Below are 16,465 nucleotides of genomic sequence, written 5' to 3' on the forward strand. Positions count from 1 at the left end.
CTGAAGGAGCCGTGTAATGGACAGCGCCGTCATCAGCCTCCTGGGCGCCTTTTTGCTCTCGATCATCGGTCTCTTCGTATTTATCTGGTCGCTGCGCAAAGGGCTGCTGGTCGAAAACCCTGCCGCAGCTTCCGTCATCTTTGCGCACGGCGAGATCGGCCAGGTGGACGACCCCGCCCTGCACGACACCGCCCAGGCATCGATGCAAAAAGCGGTGAAAGAAGGCGGCATCAAGACGTACACCGCCGATGCCGCCGAACTGCTGGACCGCATCACGTCGGACCGCTCCACCGCCTTCCCGGTTTTCATGTTCATCACCTTTGCCTGTATGTGGCTCATCGTGGGCTCGGTGGCCGGACTGATTTCGTCCATCAAGCTGCATGAACCCGACTGGCTTACCGACTATGCCTGGCTGACCTTCGGGCGCATACGCACCGTGCACCTGACCGGCGTGCTCTACGGCTGGATCACCAATGCCGCGCTGGGCATGGTCGTGTGGCTGCTGCCGCGCCTGCTGCGCACACGCCTGTACGGCGCCATCTGGGTGATGCTGGGCGGCGCGCTCATCAACATGGGCATTGCCGGCGGCATAGGCGCCATCGCGACTGGCTGGAACGACGGCATGGAGTACCTGGAGATTCCCTGGCAGATCGCGATCTTCATGTTCGCCGGTTTTGCGCTGGTGATCCTGCCGGTGCTGTACACGCTCGTCAACCGCAAGGTGTCGCACCTGTACGTCAGCGTCTGGTACATGACGGCGGCGCTGCTGTGGATCGCCCTGCTTTTCCTGGTCGGCAAGATGCCCGGCGTGCACACCGGTGTGCAGCAGGCCACCACCAACTGGTGGTACGGCCACAACGTGCTGGGCCTGTGGTTCACGCCGGTCAGCGTGGGCGCCATCTATTACTTCCTGCCCAAGGTCATAGGCCGGCCGATACGCTCCTACAACCTCTCGCTGCTGGGCTTCTGGACGCTGGCGTTTTTCTACGGGCAGGTCGGCGGCCACCATCTCATAGGCGGGCCGGTGCCGGGCTGGCTGATCACGCTGTCCATCGTGCAGAGCATCATGATGGTGATCCCCGTGATCGCCTTCACCATCAACATGGCCACCACCATGCAGGGGCGCATGCACCTGGCGCGTTATTCGCCGACGCTGCGCTTCATGATGTTCGGCGGGCTGATGTACCTGGCCTCGTCGTTACAGGGTTCGCTCGAGGCGCTGCGCAGCGTCAACCAGGTCGCCCACTTCACCCATTTCACGGTGGCGCACGCGCACCTGGGCGCCTATGCTTTTGTCACCATGGTGCTGTTCGGCGCCATCTACTTCATGATGCCGCGGGTGCTGAACTGGGAATGGCCCTATCCGAAACTGATCACGCTGCATTTCTGGCTGGCGGCCGTGGGGGTGATGATTTATTTCGTCGGCCTCACCATAGGCGGCTGGCTGCAGGGCCTGGCCATGCTGGATGCCACGCAGCCCTTCATGGCCTCGGTCGAGCTGACCCTGCCCTACCTCAAATGGCGGTCCATAGGCGGCAGCCTGATGGTGCTCAGCCACCTGGTGTTCGTCGGCCACTTCCTGGCGATGGCGCTGCGCTTTGGGCCGGGCCGCGCGGGCGCCGCCCTGTTCTGGCCCAACGACACGCGCAGCGCGGAACTGGGAGCCCACCATGGAAAATGAAGTCAAGCTGGCCTCGGGCGCCATGGTGGCGCTGGGCGTTGCCACCGCAGCTCTGGTGGTGATGCCCTATATGCAGGTGCGCGACATCAAGCCGCCGGCGCAGCTCAAGCCCTACACCAGCGCGCAGTTGCGCGGGCGCGAGGTCTACATCGCCAACGGCTGCGTCTACTGCCACAGCCAGCAGCCGCGCGACCGCAATTTCGGTCCCGATGCGGAGCGGGGCTGGGGCCGGGCGTCGGTGCCGGGCGATTATTTTTACGACAAGCCGCACCTGCTGGGCAGCATGCGCACCGGGCCCGACCTCTTCAACATCGGGGTGCGCCAGCCCAGCAAGGACTGGCACCTGGGCCACCTCTACCAGCCGCGCGCCTACGTGCCCGGCTCCATCATGCCGTCCTACCCCTACCTCTTCGTCGTCAAGGATGCCAAAGACGCCGAAAGCGAGGGCGAAACGCCGCTGGCCCTGCCGCCGGCCTACGGGCCCAACGTGGGCCAGGTGGTAGTGCCCACGCCGCAGGCACTGGACCTCGTCAAATACCTGCAGGGCCTGAACCACACCTACCCGGTGCTGCCGCCCGCCCCCAAGCCCTGAGCCCACAAGGTGATCCCATGTTGAACGACAACGACAAGACCTCCGAAAGCCGGGCGCAGGAGCGGGAGCAGGCCGAACCCTCCGAAAAAAGCCAGCCCATCCCGCTGCTCTTCCTGATCGGCGCGGCGGCGCTGGTGCTGTGGGGCGCAGGCTACATCGTGCTGTCCGGCTCCTTCGGCCGCGCCGACCTCGGCGACAGACGCACCGTGGCGGACCTGTCGGGCCCGGCGGCCCCCGCCGCAGGCGCGTCCGCCAACGGCAAGCAGCTGTTCACCGCCAATTGCGCGGCCTGCCACCAGGCCAGCGGCAAAGGGCTCCCGGGGGTGTTTCCGCCGCTGGACGGCTCTGAATGGGTCAACGGCGACGAACGTACCGTTGCCAACATCCTGCTGCACGGCGTGACGGGCGAAATCACCGTGATGGGCAGCGCCTTCAAAGGCGCCATGCCGGCGTTCCCGCAACTCAGCGATGCCGAGCTGGCCGCCGTGGCGAGTTATATCCGCGCCGAGTGGTCGAACAAGGCGGACGCCATCAAGCCCGAGCTGTTTGAAGCCGAACGCAAGGCCGCCACGCGCACCACGCCGTTCAACGGCGGCGCCGAGCTCAAAGCGCTCACGGCCAAAGCCTCCTGAAGCCGCCCCGATGTTGCGCACCGCCCTGCTCAGCGCCATGCTGGCCTTTGCGGGCTATGCCGCCGCCGCGTGGTTGACACACGGTTTTCAGGTCTGGACGGCCGAGGGCGCACGCCGGCTTGAAGTCGCCCTGCAACCGGTGCCCAGCCCGGCGGTCGCCATCGACGGGCACGGCATCGCCCCGCAGACCCTGCCGCAGCTTTTTGCCGACGGGCAGTCGGTAACCCTGGTGGACTTCATCTACACGCGGTGCCAGACCGTCTGCCTGGCGATGGGCAGCAGTTTTCAGCAATTGCAGCAGGCATTGCAGGAACGCGGCGGCAACGTCAGGCTGCTTTCGATCAGCTTCGACGGCCAGCACGACAAGCCTGCGGTGCTGCAGGCTTATTCGGAGAAATTGAGCGCCGATCCGGCCGTCTGGCGATTCGTGCGTGTGCAGGACCCTCAGGAGACCCAACGCCTTCTCAGGGATTTCCAGGTCGTGGTGGTACCGAACGGCCGCGGCGATTTTGAGCACAACGCAGCGCTGCTGGTGGTCGACAACAAAGGCCGGCTGGTCCGCATCTTTGACTATGCGGAGCAGCAACTCGCACTCGACTATGCGTATCACCTGGCGGGCGCCGCCGCACCGTCAACATCACCGTCGCCATGAAAATGCCGGCACTCCCCTCGCGCAGCACCCTGGCCGGCATGGCCGTGGCCTTGTTGTGCCTGCTGGCCTGGCCCGGCGTGCGGCAGGCGCTGGAGGCCAGCATGACGCGCCACATGCTGGTGCAATACCCGCTGTTGATGCTGGCCGGTTTCCTGTTCGCCGCGGCATGGCCGCCAGGCTGGACGGCGCGCCTGAACCGGTGGAATGCCCACGGCATCAGCGGCCTGCTCGCGGCCGGGGTCATGCTCGGCATTCTGATGATTCCCCGCGTGCTGGACCTGGCGCTGGTAGACGGCCGCGCTGAAATTTTGAAATTCCTGGCCCTGCTCATCTGCGGTGCTGCGACTCGCCTGTCATGGCAGCCGGCAGGCGTGCTGGTGCAGGGTTTCTTTCTGGGCAATGTGCTGCCGATGATGGTCGTCGCAGGCAATCTGTATGAAACATCCCCGGTACGCATCTGCAACGCCTACCTGCTGGACGACCAGGCCCGGCTGGGGCAGCTGCTGGTGTGGATTGCGGCGGTGGTTGCCGCCGCGTGGTTCGGCTGGCTGGTCGGGGCCTTGATGCGAAGAGACGCCGTCATGCTGCAGGCCGATACGGCCCCGAAAGCCGGGGCGCGCTGACGCCCTTCCTGCCACAAGACAGCGCTTACACGGCCCGGTTCAGGTCGACCTCCAGGCCGGCCCGCTTCATCTCGCGCGCCAGCAAAAGCCGCCACAGGCCCGCATCGTCGACAGAGATGCTCGTCGCGCCCTGCAGGACACCCGGCAGGGTGTCGTCTTCAGACAGCAGGCAGGCAATGCGGCTGCGGCCAAGCGCCGCAAGCATGAACCCGATGGCCAGCATGGCTGCGGGTCCATCGGATTTGTCGCCCGGCAGGAGCAGCAAAAACCCGACATTGCGCAACCCTTCAAGCTGGTCGATAGAGACGGTGTCGAGTATGGCGGCCTCCAGGCCCAGCTGTTCGATGAACTCACACGCCTCGCCCACGGCATCGCCGCCCAGGCCCAGGATGGCGACCGGCCCCGTGCCGGAAGGGGAAGAAGGAAGATCGGTCTTGGACATGGGCATCCTCTTTGGGGTGGAAGGTGAAGGCGTGGGGGCCGGTGCGGGGGGTGGTAACACCGGCTTCACTGGCTCGGGGGCGGGCGCAGGTGGTGGCGACGCTACCGGTGCCGGCGCAGGTGCAGGTGCGGGCGCCGGCGGTGCAGACGGCGGCTCCGGCTTCGCCTCCTCCTGCGGGGCCTCCACCGGCGCGAGGGGGGCCGAGCCGTCAAGGCGATCGCTCAGCAGTTTTTTGGCCGCATTCATGCGCATGGTGGCCAGGTCGATGCCTTGCTTGACCTTTTGCTCGCGTTCATCGTCCGTGAAGCGGTCGCCAAACGTTTTGTCCAGCATGAAGTCCTGCAAGGTGACCGCGAACTGCCGGTAGTCCGGTGTGCCCGCACCAAAGCTGTCGGCCAGGGTGGTGTTGATTTTCTTTTGCAGGGACTCCACGCTGGAGTCCCAGCCGGTCTGCGTCACCGATACCTTGAAGGCGCGCAGTATCTTGAGCTGCCGGTTGACCTTGGCGATCGCGCCCTCGATCAAGGCCTTCTCGCGGGGATCAGGTGTGTTTTTCGTGTTGGACATGCAGGTTCCTCGTGCGACCAGCCATACTCTAACGCCTCCCCCTCATGGCTTACAAGACCAGCAAGGCCCTGAAATCGTTGACGTTGGTGTGCGTCGGCCCCGGAATCACCAGCCCGCCCAGCGGCTCGAAGTAGCCGTACGCGTCGTTGCGGTCCAGGTACTGGTCCAGCTTCATGCCTTTGGCGAGGGCTTGTTTCAGCGTATCGGGCGCTACATAGGCGCCGGCATTGTCTTCCACGCCGTCGATGCCGTCGGTGTCGGCTGCGAGCGCGTACACGCCGGGCTGGCCCTGCAGCGCCAGTGCCAGGCCCATACAGAATTCGCCGGCGCGGCCGCCTCTTCCACGAGGTGTGCCCTCGGGCTGCTTGCGGACCGTCACCGTGGTCTCGCCGCCGCTGAGGATCACGCAGGGCTTGCTGAAGGGCTGGCCCTTCAAGGCCACGGCACGGGCCAGCGCCGCGTGCACTTTGCCGACTTCGCGCGACTCGCCTTCCATTTCGTCGCTGAGGATGTAGGCCTTCAGGCCGGCGTCGCGTGCCACGGCGGCAGCGGCCTCCAGGCTTTGCTGCGGTGTGGCGATCATGTGCACCTCATGGCCGGTGAAGGCCGCATCGCCGGGCTTGGGCGTTTCGAGCGCGCCCTGCTCCAGCAGGCTCATGATAGCGCCGGGGACTTCAATGCCGTAACGCTGCAGGATCGCCACCGCCTCGGCGCAGCTGGTGGCATCGGGCACCGTCGGGCCGCTGGCGATGATGGACGGGTCGTCGCCCGGCACATCGCTGATGGTGAGCGTCACCACACGCGCCGGCGCGCAGGCCGCAGCCAGGCGCCCGCCCTTGATGCGCGAAAGGTGCTTGCGCACGCAGTTCATCTCGGAAATATTGGCGCCGCTGTTGAGCAGCTCCTTGTTGATGCGCTGCTTGTCCGTCAGCGTCAGGCCCTCGGCGGGCAAGGTCAGCAGCGCGGAGCCGCCACCCGAAATCAAACACAGCACCAGATCGTTTTCCGTCAGGCCCTGCACCATGGCCAGGATGCGCTGGGCGGCTTCAAGACCGGCGGCATCAGGCACCGGGTGCGAGGCTTCAACAATCTCGATGCGTTGCTTCAAGCCCTCGGGCCGCGGCGGGATGTGGTGATAACGCGTGACGACCAGGCCTTCCAGCGGCGCATCGGCAGGCCACAAGGCCTCGACAGCCTGCGCCATCGAGCCGCCGGCCTTGCCTGCGCCGATCACGATGGTGCGGCCGCCGCTTTCGGGCGCGGGTGGTTGGGGCAGGTAACGCGCGGTGTTCTCCAGCGGCAGCGCGCGCCTGACGGCGGCCTGGTAGAGGTGTTCCAGGAATTCGCGCGGCTGTTTGGCCGGGTCGGGTGTGGGCTGAATGGCGGGTGTTTGGGCTGCGGTCATTGATGTGTCTCCAGACCGGATTGTGCCGTGGTAACCAGGCAGTAACCCGACAAAACGGGAGGTTTTAAGGGTCTGCGCACTGGAGCGCCTTCCTAGAATGGCCCATCACCACCCACGCAGAAAGCCGCATGAACTCCTACCTCGCCCTGGGCATCGCCATCGTTGCCGAAGTCATCGCCACCACGGCCCTGAAGTCCAGCGACAGCTTCACGCGGCTGGTGCCTTCGATCATCACCGTGGCCGGCTACGGCACCGCGCTGTACTTCCTCACGGTGACGATGAAGTCCATCCCGACCGGTGTGACCTACGCGATCTGGTCGGGCCTGGGCATCGTGCTGATCAGCATCACCAGCTTTTTTGTGCACAACCAGAAGATCGACCTCTGGGGCATGGTCGGCATGGCGCTGATCATCGCGGGCGTGGTGGTGCTCAACCTCTTTTCAAACTCGACCATGGCGTGATGCGCCGGGGCATCAGCCGGTCAATCGGTTTTGGCACCCGCCTCAAACCAGCCCTTGACCGCCAGCCGCTCGGCATCGGTGATGCCGGTGGCGTTGTTCATGGGCATGAGTTTGCTGACCACCACCTGCTGGTAGACCTGCTGCGCGTGGCTCTTCAGCGCGGCGGGTGAATCAAGCCGCACATTCTTCATCTGCACCTGCTCGCCATGGCAGAGGTAGCAGCGCTGGGCCATGATGGCCTGCACGTTTTGATAGCCATTTTGGCCTGCAGCCAATACAGTGCCTTGGGTTGTAGCTCCTGAATTGATAGCAACCGGTGTGGCGGCGGGTGGTACGGGCTTCATCCACACAATCACGCCAATGATGACGGTCACGCCGACCAGCGCATAGGCCAGCGGGTGCCGGTTGCGGCCCAGCTTGTAGCCGTGGCGCAGCACAAAAAACTGGCGTATGGCGGCGCCGGCCAGCATCATCAAAATCAGCACCAGCCAGTTTTGCGGGTGGCTCCAGGTAAAGCTGTAGTGGTTGCTGAGCATGGCAAACAACACCGGCAGCGTGAAGTAGGTGTTGTGCACACTGCGCTGCTTGCCGCGCTGGCCGTGCACGGCGTCGACCGGCTGGCCGGCCTTGATGGCGGCAACGACCTTGCGCTGGCCGGGGATGATCCAGAAGAACACATTGGCGCTCATGGCGGTGGCCATCATCGCGCCCACCAGCAAAAAGGCGGCACGCCCGGCAAACCAGTGGCACGCCAGCCAGGAGGCGGCACACACCAGCACCGCGACCAGTGCGCCGACGATGGCATCGCCATTTTTCCTTTGCCCAAACCATTGGCAAACGCCGTCGTACAGCATCCAGAAAATCACAAAGAAAGACAGCGCCACCGCACCAGCCGCACCGGGCGACCAGTTCATCAGCGACTTGTCGACGAGGTAGGTGCCGGCGTTCCACAAATAGGAGATCGTGAAAAGCGCAAAGCCCGACAACCAGGTGCTGTAGCTTTCCCAGTAGAACCAGTGCAGGTGAGCCGGCAGTTGCGGCGGCTTGACGGCGAATTTGACGGGGTGGTAAAAACCGCCGCCGTGCACGGCCCAGAGCTCGCCGCTCACGCCCTGCTTTTTGAGGTCTTCATCTTCAGGCGGCGTGAGGCTGCTGTCGAGAAAGACAAAATAAAACGAAGAGCCAACCCAGGCGATGGCGGTGATGACATGGACCCAGCGCAGCAGCAGGTTGGCCCAGTCGAGGAGGTAGTTTTCCATAGCGCTCAACTTTGCAAGGCTGCTCACCACTGCGGGCGCTGTAAGCAGAAAACTTGGGCCACGAACTAAAGAAAGCGATGGGCTGAGGCCCCTTCTTTCCCGGCTCCGCTGCGACCTGATGATGCAAGTCTATCGGCTTTGGCGTTCAGCGCAAAGCCTGCACGCCCTCCTTTTGGCTTGCGTTGACGGTCTGCAACAACTGGGCAGCGACAGCCACCGCAATCACCTCGGGCTCCTTGCCGGCGATGCCCGGCACGCCGATCGGGCTGGTCACCTGCGCCAGCTCCTCAGGCGTAAAGCCCCTGGCCTCCAGCCGGTGGCGAAAGACGGCCCATTTGGTTTTGCTGCCGATCAGGCCGATGTAGGGCAGGTCGGCTTTCTCACGCTGGCGCTGCAGGCAGGCGGCGACGATGTCGAGGTCTTCGGCATGGCTGAAGCTCATGATGAGCACGCGGGACTGCGGTGCCAGCCCCGGCACCGCGGCTTGCACCGGATCGGAATGCTCGGCCTCCACGCGCGGCGGCAAGGCGGCCGGGAACACGCCGTCGCGGCTGTCTACCCAGGTGAGCGAAAACGGCAAGGGCGCCAGCACCCGCACCAGCGCATGGCCGACATGGCCGCCGCCGAACAGGGCTACCGGTGCGAGCCCGGCCTGGCCCAGCCGCGAGGCAAGCATCGGCATGTCGGCCGCGGTCACGCTCTCAAACCGCAATTCGACGACGCCGCCGCAGCATTGGCCCAGCGAGGGGCCCAGCGCCACGCGCAGTGTTGTGGCCTCACCCTCACCCTCGCCATCGCCATCGCCATCGCCCGCCAGCAATGTGCGCGCCCGGGCGATGGCGTCGTATTCGAGGTGGCCGCCGCCTATCGTGCCCACAAGTGCATCGGCAAACACGGCCATCCAGGTGCCGGCCTCGCGCGGCACCGAGCCCTGCGCCCGGACGACTTCGACCAGCACCGCCGGCGCGGAGGGAAGGCGAGCCAGGAAGTCCTCAAGTTGCAGACTGGAAACACGGGAAACCATTGGTGACGACTTGTTGTTTGACGGTTAAAAATAGGGGGCAAAATGGCTGAACGCTACCTTGCCGCACCTTAGCACCCCTTGGGCACGCGGCAATCGGCGGACGTGATGGCAGATATACAAAGAATCCAATGAGCCGGCGCCCAAAACCCGGCAGAGGCAAGCATGATGAAACACGATAGTCCCGACGCCACACCACGCCGCTTCTGGCTGCTGGCCCTGATTTCAGCCGCCGGTGCCGCCGTGGTGAGCGCCTGCAAAACCGCCCCGGAACCGGCGCCGGCACCCAAGGCGCCCGAGCCCTCCCCGGTGATCGGGCCGGTAGCGGGACCGCAAGGCTCGGCCAGGAGTTCAGGGGCCACCACACCGCGCGCCTACCGGGAAGACGGCGCCACACATCTCTACGGCCTCAATTCCGACCGCATCTACAAAGGCCGGATGCCGCCGCTGCTGTATGCCGTGGGTGTGTTGAATGTGGAGATCGACCGCGTCGGCCGCGTGACCCGCCTGGACTGGATGCGCGCACCGCGCCATGCACCTGAAGTGATGGCGGAGATTGAACGCACCATCCAGCAGGCCTCACCCTTCCCGGCGCCAGCGCGCATGGGCAAGGTGGTTTATACCGACACCTGGCTCTGGCACAAGAGCGGGAAATTCCAGCTCGACACCCTGACCGAAGGTCAGGATTAGGCCTCGCCCCTTGCGGGCGAAGTGCTTATTCAATTTTCAAATTTTGCGTCTTGACGACGTTGCGCCAGGCGCGGTAGTCGGCTTCGATGAAGTGACCCAGCAGTGCGGGTGAGCCGGGTGCGGGTTCTACCGCGTCGGCCTTGAAACGGGCAATCACATCGGGCTGGGCCACGACTTTGTTGATGGCGGCATTCAACATGTTGACGATGGCCGGCGGGGTGCCTGCCGGCGCAGCCAGTGCGAAATAGTTGACGACGTCGATGCCTGCAAGGCCGGCTTCGGTCATGCTGGGCACGTCGGGCAAGGCGCTGGAGCGTTTGGCGCTGGTGACCGCCAGCGGCTTGATGCTGCCGTTCTTGATGAAGGGCAACAGGGCCGGGATGGTGCCGGTGATCAGCTGGATCTGGCCGCCGATCATGTCCATGGTGGCGGGCGCCACGCCGCGGTAGGGAATGTGCGTGATGAAGGTGCCGGTGCGCGACTTGAGCAGCTCCAGCACCAGGTGGTTGACGCCGCCTGCGCCGGCCGAGCCGTAATTGAGCGCGCCCGGTTTTTGTTTGGCCAGCGTGACCAGCTCTTTCATGTTGTTGGCCGGCAGCTTGGTGTTGGCCGCCCAGACCAGCGGGCCGCTGGCGATCATGCCGACGGGCGCGAACTGGCGCAGCGGGTCGTAACCGGCACTGGGCAGCGAGGCTGCCACCGTGGTGAAGGGCGAGGCCACCAGCAGCAGCGTGTAGCCGTCGGCCGGGGCTTGCGCCACGTATTGCGTGCCGATGGCGCCCGAGGCGCCGGCGCGGTTGTCGACCACGAACGTGGCGTTCAGCGTTTCACCCAGCTTTTGTGCGATCAGGCGGGCCATGGCGTCGGTGCCGGCGCCGGGCGCAAAGGGCACAACGATCCTGACCGGACGGTCGGGGTAGGCGCTGGTGGGTGCGGAAGCCGCATTCAAAGGGCCTTGCGCCAGGGCGGCGGGGAGTGCCAGGCTGGCGGCGGTGCCTGCGGACAGCAGCAGGGCTTGACGGCGGCTCAGGGCGCTCAGGGACTTGACATTCATGGGGTGGGAAGGAAAAGTTGTAAAAACAGTCGATTGTGACCCTGCCGCATGACGCGGGGATGACACGGCCGCGACCCCTCCTTCTACCGCCCGCGGCCCTTAACTGCCCCTGTAGGTGGAATAACTCCAGGGGCTCACCAGCAAAGGTACGTGGTAATGCAGGCTGGGGTCAGCCACGCCAAAGTCCAGCGCCACCTCGTCCAGAAAGGCCGGCTCGGGCAATTTCACACCGCGTGCCTTGAAGTAGGCGGCCACCTCAAACACCAGGCGGTAGGTGCCGGCTTTCAGGGTGGCGCTGTCATAGAGCGGCCCGTCCGGGTTGCGGCCGTCTTCATTGAGGGTGAAGCGCTTGACCAGCGTGGCCTGGCCCGCCTGCGTGGTGTAGAGCGAGGCCTTCATGCCGCCGGCGGGTGTGCCGTGCATGGTGTCCAGTACATGTGTGCTCAAGCCCATGGCGTTTCCTTGGTAATAGTTGAGGGAGCCGCTCAAAAACCCTCCTGGCGTTGTTGCGCCGCCTTGCCGTGCTACAGCACTGTCTGCGGCGGCGCGCCTAGCCAGGACCGCTTCGCTGGGTTTTTGAGCAGCTCTTGTTAATCTGGTTTACCAAAAGTGTATACAGTTTCTGTCATTCCGGCTATTATTTGGCGATGGAATCGTCAACCACCCACACCATCGTCGAAGCCCTGACCAAGGCCATTGTGGAGCACAGGCTGCACCCGGGCACCAAGCTGGCCGAGCAAAAACTGGCCGATCATTTCGGCGTTTCGCGCACGCTGGTGCGGCAGGCGCTGTTCCAGTTGTCGCAAAACCGGCTGATCCGCCTGGAGCCGGCGCGCGGCGCTTTTGTGGCCGCGCCGTCGGTGATGGAAGCGCGCCAGGTGTTTGCCGTGCGCCGCATGCTGGAGGCCGAGATGACGCGCGCCTTTGTGCGCGAAGTGACCCCCGCCAAGATCAAGGCGCTGAAAGAACACGTCGCGCGTGAAAAATCCGCCGTCGACATCGGCGACGTGCCAGGCCGCACCGAGCTGCTGGGCGACTTCCATGTGCGCATGGCCGAGCTGATGGGCAACGAGGTGCTGGCGCAAATGCTGGGCGAGCTGATCTCGCGCTGCGCCCTCATCACGCTGATGTACCAGACAGCCACCGCCGCCGAACATTCCAACGACGAGCATGCCGAGATCGTCAAGGCACTGGCCGCCAAGGATGAAACCCTGGCCGTGCGTTTGATGAACGACCACTTGCTGCACGTCGAGGAAAACCTCGCCTTCGACCGCAAGGTGCCGACCAACGATATTTCGATGGCGCTGTCATGATGAATACCGGCTACCCAAGAGACCTCGTCGGCTACGGCCGCAACCCGCCGCAAGCCAACTGGCCAGGCCACGCCCGCATCGCGGTGCAGTTTGTCCTTAACTACGAAGAAGGCGGCGAAAACTGCGTGCTGCACGGCGACGCCGGCTCCGAACAGTTCTTGTCCGAGATGGCCAACCCGCCCAGCTTTGCCGACCGGCACCTGAGCATGGAAGGCATTTACGAATACGGCTCACGCGTGGGCGTGTGGCGCATCCTGCGCGAGTTTGAAAAGCGCAAGTTGCCGCTCACCGTCTTCGGCGTGGGCATGGCGCTGCAGCGCCACCCCGATGTCGCCAGGGCCTTCACCGAACTCGGCCACGAAATCGCCTGCCACGGCTGGCGCTGGATCAACTACCAGCAGGTCGACGAAGCCACCGAGCGCGAACATATGCGCCTGGGGCTGGATGCGATTGAAAAGCTCACCGGCACGCGCCCGCTGGGCTGGTACACCGGCCGCGACAGCCCCAACACACGGCGGCTGGTGGCCGACGACGGCCGGCTCGAATACGACAGCGACTACTACGGCGACGACCTGCCCTTCTGGACCGAGGTGAAACGCACCGACGGAAAAGTCGTGCCGCGCCTGGTCGTGCCCTACACACTGGACACCAACGACATGCGGTTTGCCCTGCCGCAAGGTTTTTCGCAGGCCGAAGACTTCTTTATCTACCTGCGCGACAGCTTTGATGCGTTGTATGCCGAAGGCGATGCGGCGCCCAAGATGCTGAGCATCGGCATGCACTGCCGCCTGCTGGGCCGCCCCGGCCGCATCGTGGCGCTGCAGCGTTTCCTTGACCACGTGCAAAAGCACGAGCGCGTCTGGGTCTGCCGCCGCATCGACATCGCCCGCCACTGGCAGGCAACCCACCCTTACCTGCCCCGGCAAGAAAGCTGACCATGGCAAGCACCCTTGAACACCTCAATACCGCCCCGCGCGCCGAAGCGCTGCAGCTGCTGGACGGCCTGTATGAGCATTCCCCCTGGATTGCCGGCAAGGCGCTGGACGCCCGGCCCTTCCAGTCGCTGGCCCATCTCAAGCACACCCTGGCGCAGGTGCTGCGCGAGGCCGGCCGGGACGCGCAAATCAAGCTCATCCAGGCCCACCCCGAGCTGGCCGGCAAGGCCATGGTCAGCAAAACCCTGACGGCCGAGTCCACGAATGAGCAAGGCAAAGCCGGCCTGACCGACTGCTCGCCCGAAGAGTTCGCCACCCTGCAAAAACTCAATGCCGACTACAACGCGAAGTTCGGCTTTCCCTTCGTCCTGGCGGTGCGCGGCCCGCGCGGCGGCGGCTTGGGCAAACAGCAGATCATCGAAACCTTCACGCGCCGCCTGCAGAACCACCCCGACTTCGAGCTGCAGGAAAACATTCGCAACATCCACCGCATCGCTGAACTCCGGCTCAACGACAAGTTTGCCGCCACGCCTGTGCTGGGCAACGACGTGTGGGACTGGCACGAAACCCTCTCGCAATACAGCGACCCGGGCTACCTTGAAAAAGGCCAGCTCACGGTGACCTACCTCACCGACGCGCACCGCGCCTGCGCGGCCTACATCAGCAGCACCATGCGCGAATGCGGCTTTGACGAGGTAAAGATCGATGCCGTCGGCAATGTCGTCGGCCTTTACAAGGCGGCCACGCCCAACGCCAAAACATTGCTCACCGGCAGCCACTACGACACCGTGCGCAACGGCGGCAAGTACGACGGCCGGCTCGGTATTTTTGTGCCCATGGCCTGCGTGCGCGAGCTGCACCGCCAGGGCAAGCGCCTGCCCTTCAACTTTGAAGTCGTCGGTTTTGCCGAAGAAGAAGGCCAGCGCTACAAGGCGACCTTTTTGGGCTCGGGCGCGCTGATCGGCGACTTCAAACCCGAGTGGCTGGACCAGAAGGACGCCGACGGCATCACCATGCGCGAAGCCATGGCCAACGCGGGCCTGAAACCCGAAGACATCGCCGGCATCAGGCGCGACGCCAACAACTACCTCGGCTTTATCGAGCTGCATATCGAGCAGGGCCCGGTGCTCAACGAACTGGACCTGCCGCTGGGCATCGTCACCTCCATCAACGGCAATGTGCGCTACCTGTGCGAGATCACCGGCATGGCCAGCCACGCCGGCACCACGCCCATGAACCGCCGCCGTGACGCCGCCGCCGCGGCCGCCGAGCTGCTGCTGTACGTTGAGCGCCGCGCCGCGCAAGACGGCGACTCCGTCGGCACCGTCGGCATGCTGCAGGTACCCAGCGGCTCCATCAACGTCGTGCCGGGGCGCTGCCTCTTTTCGCTCGACATGCGTGCGCCGGTGGATGCGCAGCGCGACGCGCTCGTCGCCGATGTGCTGGCCGAACTCAAAAGCATTTGCGAGCGCCGCGGCGTGCACTTCACCACCGAGCTGACCGAGCGCGCCGCCGCCGCGCCCAGCGCGCCCGCCTGGCAACAGCGCTGGGAAGCCGCCGTCAAAAGCCTGGGCGTGCCGCTTCACGCCATGCCCAGCGGGGCCGGCCACGACGCGATGAAACTGCACAAGGTGATGCCGCAGGCCATGCTTTTTGTGCGTGGCCAGAACTCCGGCATCAGCCACAACCCGCTGGAAAGCACGACCAGCGACGACATCGATCTTTCGATCCAGGCCCTGACGCACCTGCTCACCCATCTTTCTCCTGAACAACAATGACCCTCACCACTGATTACGCCCAGCTCGACAGCTGGATCGACGCCCATTTCGACGAGGAAACGGCCTTCCTGCAGCAGCTCATCCGCGTGCCGACCGATACGCCACCGGGCAACAACGCGCCGCATGCCGAGCGCACAGCCGAGCTCATCAAGGCCTTTGGTTTTGACGCCGAAAAATACCCGGTGCCCGAGGCCGAGGTGCGCAGCTACGGCATGGAGTCCATCACCAACCTGATCGTGCGACGCCATTACGGCAACAAAGGCGAGGGTAAAACCATCGCCCTCAACGCCCACGGCGACGTGGTGCCGCCCGGCGAAGGCTGGACCAAGGATCCCTACGGTGGCGAGATTGAAGACGGCAAGATTTACGGCCGCGCCTCGGCCGTCAGCAAATGCGACTTCGCCAGCTTCACCTTTGCGGTGCGCGCGCTCGAGTCGCTGGGCGCGCCGCTCAAGGGCAGCGTCGAGCTGCACTTCACCTACGACGAAGAATTCGGCGGCGAGATGGGCCCGGGTTGGCTGCTGAAAAAAGGCCTGACCAAACCCGACCTGCTGATTGCCGCGGGCTTTTCGTACGAAGTGGTGACCGCGCACAACGGCTGCCTGCAGATGGAAGTTACGGTGCACGGCAAGATGGCGCATGCCGCCATCCCCGACACCGGCATCGATGCCTTGCAGGGCGCGGTGCACATCCTCAATGCGCTCTACGCGCAGAACGCGCTGTACCAGCAGGTGACGTCCAAAGTTGAAGGCATCCAGCACCCTTACCTGAATGTGGGCCGGATTGAAGGCGGCACCAACACCAACGTCGTGCCCGGCAAGGTGATGTTCAAGCTGGACCGCCGCATGATCCCCGAAGAGAACCCCACCGAAGTCGAAGCCAACATCCGCAAGGTGATTGCCGACGCGGCCGCCGGCTGCCAGGGCATCACGGTGGATATCAAACGCCTGCTGCTGGCCAACTCGATGCGGCCGCTGCCGGGCAACAAGCCTTTGGTCGATGCGATCCAGAAGCATGGCGAAGCCCTGTTCGGGCAAAAAATCCCCGCCATGGGCACGCCGCTGTACACCGACGTGCGGCTGTACGCCGAAGCCGGCATCCCTGGCGTGATCTACGGCGCCGGTCCGCGCACTGTGCTCGAGTCCCATGCCAAGCGCGCCGACGAGCGGCTGAACCTGGAAGACCTGCGCCGCGCCACCAAGGTGATTGCGCGCACCCTGCGCGACTTGCTGGCCTGAAGCCGTCCGGGTACGCCGCCCCCGACGGCTTAGTGGTAATCACGGACGCAAAAGCCCCGGGAAGCCGGTGAACCGGGTGCGACTTCGCCGAAAATAGGCGCCATGCCGTGCGAAAAGGGTGC

At 64.7% G+C, this 16,465-nt stretch carries 17 protein-coding genes; 11 read left to right on the forward strand and 6 right to left on the reverse strand.

The window, feature by feature from the left end; genetic code table 11:
• Positions 1-16: 16 nt before the first annotated feature.
• Genes DT070_RS01230 through DT070_RS01250 form a run of 5 tightly spaced genes read left to right on the forward strand, consistent with a single transcriptional unit; the run spans position 17 to position 4,180 of the window.
• On the forward strand, positions 17-1,681 hold the full coding sequence (locus DT070_RS01230; protein WP_122953767.1) for a cbb3-type cytochrome c oxidase subunit I: 1,665 nt from the start codon (positions 17-19) through the stop codon (positions 1,679-1,681).
• Complete coding sequence (locus DT070_RS01235) at positions 1,671-2,273, forward strand: cbb3-type cytochrome c oxidase subunit II (protein ID WP_122953768.1); 603 nt, start codon at positions 1,671-1,673, stop codon at positions 2,271-2,273. Before DT070_RS01230 ends, DT070_RS01235 begins: the two co-directional genes overlap by 11 nt.
• A 17-nt stretch (positions 2,274-2,290) precedes the next feature.
• Positions 2,291-2,905 (forward strand): cytochrome c, encoded by a 615-nt coding sequence (locus DT070_RS01240; RefSeq protein WP_122953769.1) that lies wholly within the window; start codon positions 2,291-2,293, stop codon positions 2,903-2,905.
• A gap of 10 nt (positions 2,906-2,915) precedes the next feature.
• Positions 2,916-3,557 (forward strand): SCO family protein, encoded by a 642-nt coding sequence (locus DT070_RS01245; RefSeq protein ID WP_122953770.1) that lies wholly within the window; start codon positions 2,916-2,918, stop codon positions 3,555-3,557.
• Between the two features lie 2 nt (positions 3,558-3,559).
• Entirely contained in the window at positions 3,560-4,180 is a 621-nt protein-coding gene (locus tag DT070_RS01250) for a hypothetical protein (RefSeq protein ID WP_194965974.1), read from the forward strand.
• A gap of 25 nt (positions 4,181-4,205) precedes the next feature.
• Here the strand turns inward: DT070_RS01250 and DT070_RS01255 are convergent, their stop codons facing one another.
• The gene (locus DT070_RS01255) at positions 4,206-5,189 is read right to left on the reverse strand and encodes a hypothetical protein (RefSeq protein WP_122953772.1); all 984 of its coding nucleotides are present in this window, start codon (positions 5,187-5,189) and stop codon (positions 4,206-4,208) included.
• A gap of 49 nt (positions 5,190-5,238) precedes the next feature.
• Positions 5,239-6,594, reverse strand: coding sequence for a glycerate kinase (locus DT070_RS01260; protein ID WP_194965973.1), 1,356 nt, complete (start codon positions 6,592-6,594; stop codon positions 5,239-5,241).
• A 128-nt stretch (positions 6,595-6,722) separates the two neighbouring features.
• Between DT070_RS01260 and DT070_RS01265 the strand changes: the two genes are divergently transcribed.
• Positions 6,723-7,055 carry a multidrug efflux SMR transporter gene (locus DT070_RS01265; protein ID WP_122953773.1) on the forward strand — a complete coding sequence of 111 codons (333 nt, stop codon included), beginning with the start codon at positions 6,723-6,725 and terminating at the stop codon, positions 7,053-7,055.
• Between the two features lie 20 nt (positions 7,056-7,075).
• On the opposite strand, the gene DT070_RS01270 is transcribed toward DT070_RS01265, so the two are convergent.
• Positions 7,076-8,314 (reverse strand): urate hydroxylase PuuD, encoded by a 1,239-nt coding sequence (locus tag DT070_RS01270; RefSeq protein ID WP_122953774.1) that lies wholly within the window; start codon positions 8,312-8,314, stop codon positions 7,076-7,078.
• A 145-nt stretch (positions 8,315-8,459) separates the two neighbouring features.
• Positions 8,460-9,338: a xanthine dehydrogenase accessory protein XdhC gene (gene xdhC, locus DT070_RS01275; protein WP_122953775.1), complete on the reverse strand. Its 879-nt coding sequence runs from the start codon at positions 9,336-9,338 to the stop codon at positions 8,460-8,462.
• Positions 9,339-9,503: 165 nt separating this feature from the next.
• On the opposite strand from xdhC, the gene DT070_RS01280 reads away from it, so the two are divergent.
• Positions 9,504-10,025, forward strand: a complete 522-nt coding sequence (locus DT070_RS01280) for a hypothetical protein (RefSeq protein ID WP_122957192.1) — start codon at positions 9,504-9,506, stop codon at positions 10,023-10,025.
• A 25-nt stretch (positions 10,026-10,050) separates the two neighbouring features.
• Here the strand turns inward: DT070_RS01280 and DT070_RS01285 are convergent, their stop codons facing one another.
• Entirely contained in the window at positions 10,051-11,079 is a 1,029-nt protein-coding gene (locus tag DT070_RS01285; protein ID WP_122953776.1) for a tripartite tricarboxylate transporter substrate binding protein, read from the reverse strand.
• Positions 11,080-11,178: 99 nt separating this feature from the next.
• Positions 11,179-11,532, reverse strand: a complete 354-nt coding sequence (uraH, locus tag DT070_RS01290) for a hydroxyisourate hydrolase (protein WP_122957193.1) — start codon at positions 11,530-11,532, stop codon at positions 11,179-11,181.
• Positions 11,533-11,726: 194 nt separating this feature from the next.
• On the opposite strand from uraH, the gene DT070_RS01295 reads away from it, so the two are divergent.
• The 4 genes from DT070_RS01295 to DT070_RS01310 are packed head-to-tail and all read left to right on the forward strand — an operon-like array spanning position 11,727 to position 16,343.
• Positions 11,727-12,392, forward strand: a complete 666-nt coding sequence (locus DT070_RS01295) for a GntR family transcriptional regulator (RefSeq protein WP_122953777.1) — start codon at positions 11,727-11,729, stop codon at positions 12,390-12,392.
• Positions 12,392-13,327, forward strand: a complete 936-nt coding sequence (gene puuE, locus DT070_RS01300) for an allantoinase PuuE (RefSeq protein ID WP_122953778.1) — start codon at positions 12,392-12,394, stop codon at positions 13,325-13,327. The genes DT070_RS01295 and puuE overlap by 1 nt, the downstream gene beginning before the upstream one ends.
• A gap of 2 nt (positions 13,328-13,329) precedes the next feature.
• The gene (gene uraD, locus DT070_RS01305; protein ID WP_122953779.1) at positions 13,330-15,105 is read left to right on the forward strand and encodes a 2-oxo-4-hydroxy-4-carboxy-5-ureidoimidazoline decarboxylase; all 1,776 of its coding nucleotides are present in this window, start codon (positions 13,330-13,332) and stop codon (positions 15,103-15,105) included.
• Positions 15,102-16,343, forward strand: coding sequence for an ArgE/DapE family deacylase (locus DT070_RS01310; RefSeq protein ID WP_122953780.1), 1,242 nt, complete (start codon positions 15,102-15,104; stop codon positions 16,341-16,343). Before uraD ends, DT070_RS01310 begins: the two co-directional genes overlap by 4 nt.
• Positions 16,344-16,465: the final 122 nt, after the last annotated feature.

This window comes from Polaromonas sp. SP1 (assembly GCF_003711205.1).
In the GTDB taxonomy this organism is placed as follows: domain Bacteria; phylum Pseudomonadota; class Gammaproteobacteria; order Burkholderiales; family Burkholderiaceae_C; genus Polaromonas.

Coding starts and splice junctions, on each gene's coding strand:
- DT070_RS01285 (WP_122953776.1), bottom strand. CDS start 11,079: ATGAATGTCAAGTCCCTGAGCGCCCTGAGCCGCCGTCAAGCCCTGCTG.
- DT070_RS01255 (WP_122953772.1), bottom strand. CDS start 5,189: ATGTCCAACACGAAAAACACACCTGATCCCCGCGAGAAGGCCTTGATC.
- uraH (WP_122957193.1), bottom strand. CDS start 11,532: ATGGGCTTGAGCACACATGTACTGGACACCATGCACGGCACACCCGCC.
- DT070_RS01250 (WP_194965974.1), top strand. CDS start 3,560: ATGCCGGCACTCCCCTCGCGCAGCACCCTGGCCGGCATGGCCGTGGCC.
- DT070_RS01240 (WP_122953769.1), top strand. CDS start 2,291: ATGTTGAACGACAACGACAAGACCTCCGAAAGCCGGGCGCAGGAGCGG.
- DT070_RS01235 (WP_122953768.1), top strand. CDS start 1,671: ATGGAAAATGAAGTCAAGCTGGCCTCGGGCGCCATGGTGGCGCTGGGC.
- puuE (WP_122953778.1), top strand. CDS start 12,392: ATGAATACCGGCTACCCAAGAGACCTCGTCGGCTACGGCCGCAACCCG.
- xdhC (WP_122953775.1), bottom strand. CDS start 9,338: ATGGTTTCCCGTGTTTCCAGTCTGCAACTTGAGGACTTCCTGGCTCGC.
- DT070_RS01295 (WP_122953777.1), top strand. CDS start 11,727: ATGGAATCGTCAACCACCCACACCATCGTCGAAGCCCTGACCAAGGCC.
- DT070_RS01230 (WP_122953767.1), top strand. CDS start 17: ATGGACAGCGCCGTCATCAGCCTCCTGGGCGCCTTTTTGCTCTCGATC.
- DT070_RS01310 (WP_122953780.1), top strand. CDS start 15,102: ATGACCCTCACCACTGATTACGCCCAGCTCGACAGCTGGATCGACGCC.
- uraD (WP_122953779.1), top strand. CDS start 13,330: ATGGCAAGCACCCTTGAACACCTCAATACCGCCCCGCGCGCCGAAGCG.
- DT070_RS01245 (WP_122953770.1), top strand. CDS start 2,916: ATGTTGCGCACCGCCCTGCTCAGCGCCATGCTGGCCTTTGCGGGCTAT.
- DT070_RS01280 (WP_122957192.1), top strand. CDS start 9,504: ATGAAACACGATAGTCCCGACGCCACACCACGCCGCTTCTGGCTGCTG.
- DT070_RS01270 (WP_122953774.1), bottom strand. CDS start 8,314: ATGGAAAACTACCTCCTCGACTGGGCCAACCTGCTGCTGCGCTGGGTC.
- DT070_RS01260 (WP_194965973.1), bottom strand. CDS start 6,594: ATGACCGCAGCCCAAACACCCGCCATTCAGCCCACACCCGACCCGGCC.
- DT070_RS01265 (WP_122953773.1), top strand. CDS start 6,723: ATGAACTCCTACCTCGCCCTGGGCATCGCCATCGTTGCCGAAGTCATC.